Here is a 3,465-nt window from a genome sequence, read left to right as displayed (position 1 = left end):
GAGTGGGCATCCCGTTTTTTGAGTAGCGGAAGCGAAGCAAAAATGCCCCGTATAACAAAACAAATAATCGAATGACATTAACAAAATTTTCTGGGGTTCCGGCTTACTGTTGTAAGGCATAAAAGATTCATACTAGACAAATACGCCTCGAACTCAACCTAGTGCTTGTCGCTGCGACTAGTGATAGCTAGATAGAGATAGTAAACCGTATTTCTACCGTCACTCGTGACCGGCAAAAGCCCGGTGCAAACACGCACTGAAATAACAAAAAAAATGAATGTGTAAATAGGCTCAGATGTATCGATAAAAACTTGCATCGAATAACACATCAACCACAAAACGACATCAGCAAGCCACCCGGCTGCGGCTAATAACGCACATTTCGCATAGCTCAATAACCAGTAACCTTCACCATAAGTGACACGGCCGCCAAACGGGAACAACCGGAATGCGAAATTGCAACCAACAGACGATACTGGAATGCGCAGAATTGTCGGCCCTCTCCCTAACGCAAATTCGTCGCTACCGACACCGCATAAATATGCAGCATAGTAATGCCCGGCTTCATGGCATACAGTAAACGCCATTGGCAAGATAACAAGAATTGCCACTAATTCACTATTGGTAAGTGTTTGGAAATATGAACCCATGAATAATAGATATTCAGTCACGGTCGCCTCGAATTAGTCCGATCACTTAACAATCCTAAGCCCATGCTTTTCAGGCTCCTGAATAACCGGCTGTTCTGGCTTTATTTCCAAGTGAGCAGGCCTGGGCTGATCAATATCAATGCCATATTTAAGGAGCGCCTCGCGGTGCTTCTTAAGGGTTTTGGCTGAATACAGCGTAGGAATATCCTGATCATAAAACCAAAACGATGCCGTAACCCTTACCGAATGCGGCTCATGCGCCAAAATAGCCCTTAGAATCGACCGTGGATGTTCCGGCGGATAAACCGGGTCAGGCCCAGTCACCCAATACTGCACCGGGATCAGTTCGAACTTAAAAGCCCGCGCATGCTTCCAAAGAAAATAAAAATCCCTCGCCTCTTTCTCAGTAGCAAATTCCGCCGCCCGCGCCCGACCGCAAACACGACGTTTAGCGGAAAGATACTGGCCGTACTCGTATTGAAAATGCCAAGGCCAGGTATCGTCATTAGCGGGATCGTAAACGCCTATCAAATAGCTAAGCTTCAGAATGTCCATACACGCATATCGCACCGATACCAATGAAAATGCTCAACTCAATCAGTGACCTCATATTTTTGCTCAATTGATCCCATAGACCAAGTACGGAAACACCCGTAAAGGCCGGCCAGGCAAACGCTAGAACAAATAAACACGCAACCAATAATTCCAAGCACTTTGCGTTAGAAATAGAAGACATATGCACACCATTATTTTACTGAATTAAAGCCTCGATCTTAGCCAGCACTTCGGCTAACACCACGTCGCCCACCTTAGACGCCTTTTCGGCCTGACGCGCGGCCCAATCCAGACTTCGAACCTGATCCGCCAACACCACGCCAGTTACGCGGCCCCCGACCGGCAAAGCGACCTCGAACGGATAGCCCTTAACCTGGCTTGTCACCGGACAAATCAACGCCAGCCCCGCCTTGGCGTTATAAGTACGTGGCGTAATAACCAGGCCGGGGCGACGCCCCGCCTGCTCATGCCCCGCTTGCGGATCGAACGCGATCCAAACCAAGTCGCCGCGCTCAGGTACATACGACACAGCCACTAGTAATCCCCCTCGCGTCCCACGTCCGGTCCCCACTCGATACACTCATGCCGGTTCTCGTCAGTAATGCCCGCTACCAAATCCTCCAGCTTAAAAACAGGCTTAGCAGTGGTTGGCACAATACGAAACCCGCCGTTGTCAGCAGTAAGCTCGACCGGCGAGCCAACCTCCAGCTTTAACCGTGCAAGCATCGCCGCCGGCAATCGGACCACGGCACTATTACCCCACTTCTTAATTTCAGTGTGCATTTTGCCCCTCGTTTTCGCCTTTCTTCGTCGATGAAATAGCTTCTTGAATGGCGTCTAAATGTTGCAAGGCGGTGCCTGCAAAAGTACGGCATCGCGCATACCCAATGATGTACAACCAGACAATCCCGCTTACCGTCAAACAATACGCGACAAATAAAACCGGGCGGTACTGCATGAACGTTCCAGGCATTAATTCGTACAGATAGGCAACTAAACCAGTGAGGCCAATAAACACGCTGATGAGGGCGCGGATGGCGTTAGTAAGGGTAGATATATTCATTGTTCACCTCTTTGCGTGTAGCTGATATGGAATGTAGCCACATTGTAGATACTTTTTTAAGATGTTGCAACCCTGTAGCGACATTTGAAACTAAACACGTCGTTCCGGCCTTTTTTATGTATCATAACATTACAATACATAACGGTTATGTTATGATATGTTACAGAATACACCAACAGGAGAAACCGACCATGGCACGTCAAGGCATAACATACGAACAAGTCGCACAAGTCGCCGACGCCATCCTTGGCAGCACTGGCCAACAACCTAGCATCCGCTCTATACGGGATCGACTAACCACCGGTAGCCCCAACACCATCCAGCGCCATCTAGCAACCTGGCGAGACGCCAGGCCGCAAGCCGCCGCCACCGCCCCGGAACTACCCGCCACCCTAACCGCGGCCATCGCGGCGGAAATCGAAAAAGCCGCAGCAACGGCACGCTCGGAAATTGAGGGCAGACTTGTACAAGCCCAAGCCGACGCCGCCGAACTGTCCGCAACTGGTGAACAACTCGAAGACGAACGCGACGAACTGATCAACCAGCTAACCATCGTCACCACCGACCGCGACCAAGCCACCGCGATGGCCGCAGAACGCGCGACCGAAATTGAACGCATGACGGCCGAATTGGCCCGCGAACGTCACGCCGCCGAACAGGCCAGGATCGAAGTTGCGCAAGGGCGGAATAAACAGGAAGCGAGTGACGAAAAGCTCAAAGAGCAAAAGCAGGAAATAGAGCGACTCAGACAACAGAATGAACACCTGCAAACCACCAAACAAGCCGCAGAGCAAGCCGCAGCCGTAGCCAACGCCAAACTGGAAGCCATGACGGATAGGACAACCCGTGCGGAAGCGCGGATTGATCACCTCGAAAAACAACAAGAGGCCGCGACCAAAGAACTAAACAGCGCCCGACACCAAATTACCAGCCAGCAAATCGCGTTTGATACCGCGAGCCGCGAAGCGGACGCGCTAAAGGCGCAACTCAAAGACGCCAAAGCGGATGCCAAAAAAGCAGAAGGCGAAGCCGCCAGCCTGGTAGGGCAGGTCACCACACTGACCGCCCAAATCAAAGAAGCCAAAGCCGACGCCAAAAAAGCAGAAGGCGAAGCCGCCGACTTGCGCGGACAAATCGCCACACTAATTCAGCAACAAAATACTAAATCCAAACCCAATGCGTATTCTGATTAATTTG

6 protein-coding genes are annotated in these 3,465 nt (G+C 50.8%); 1 reads left to right on the top strand and 5 read right to left on the bottom strand.

The window, feature by feature from the left end; genetic code table 11:
- Positions 1 to 158 precede the first annotated feature (158 nt).
- The 5 genes from A1332_RS08225 to A1332_RS08205 all read right to left on the bottom strand — a co-directional run bounded on the left by A1332_RS08225 (position 159) and on the right by A1332_RS08205 (position 2,268).
- Positions 159 to 671, bottom strand: coding sequence for a site-2 protease family protein (locus A1332_RS08225; protein WP_157203970.1), 513 nt, complete (start codon positions 669 to 671; stop codon positions 159 to 161).
- Between the two features lie 21 nt (positions 672 to 692).
- Entirely contained in the window at positions 693 to 1,205 is a 513-nt protein-coding gene (locus A1332_RS08220; RefSeq protein ID WP_064008018.1) for a hypothetical protein, read from the bottom strand.
- Positions 1,206 to 1,401: 196 nt separating this feature from the next.
- On the bottom strand, positions 1,402 to 1,740 hold the full coding sequence (mazF, locus tag A1332_RS08215; protein WP_064008017.1) for an endoribonuclease MazF: 339 nt from the start codon (positions 1,738 to 1,740) through the stop codon (positions 1,402 to 1,404).
- A complete protein-coding gene (locus A1332_RS08210; RefSeq protein ID WP_064008016.1) occupies positions 1,740 to 1,988 on the bottom strand; it encodes an AbrB/MazE/SpoVT family DNA-binding domain-containing protein in 249 nt (82 codons plus the stop codon). The genes mazF and A1332_RS08210 overlap by 1 nt, the downstream gene beginning before the upstream one ends.
- A complete protein-coding gene (locus A1332_RS08205) occupies positions 1,978 to 2,268 on the bottom strand; it encodes a hypothetical protein (RefSeq protein WP_064008015.1) in 291 nt (96 codons plus the stop codon). The genes A1332_RS08210 and A1332_RS08205 overlap by 11 nt, the downstream gene beginning before the upstream one ends.
- A 191-nt stretch (positions 2,269 to 2,459) precedes the next feature.
- Here A1332_RS08205 and A1332_RS08200 point away from each other — a divergent pair, with 191 nt between their 5' ends.
- Complete coding sequence (locus tag A1332_RS08200) at positions 2,460 to 3,461, top strand: DNA-binding protein (protein ID WP_064008014.1); 1,002 nt, start codon at positions 2,460 to 2,462, stop codon at positions 3,459 to 3,461.
- The last annotated feature ends 4 nt before the right edge of the window (positions 3,462 to 3,465 follow it).

The sequence above is a fragment of the Methylomonas methanica genome, assembly GCF_001644035.1.
Taxonomy (GTDB): Bacteria; Pseudomonadota; Gammaproteobacteria; order Methylococcales; family Methylomonadaceae; genus Methylomonas; species Methylomonas methanica_A.
Note: the sequence above shows the minus strand (reverse complement) of the source record. Positions and strands in the feature narration are given on the sequence as shown.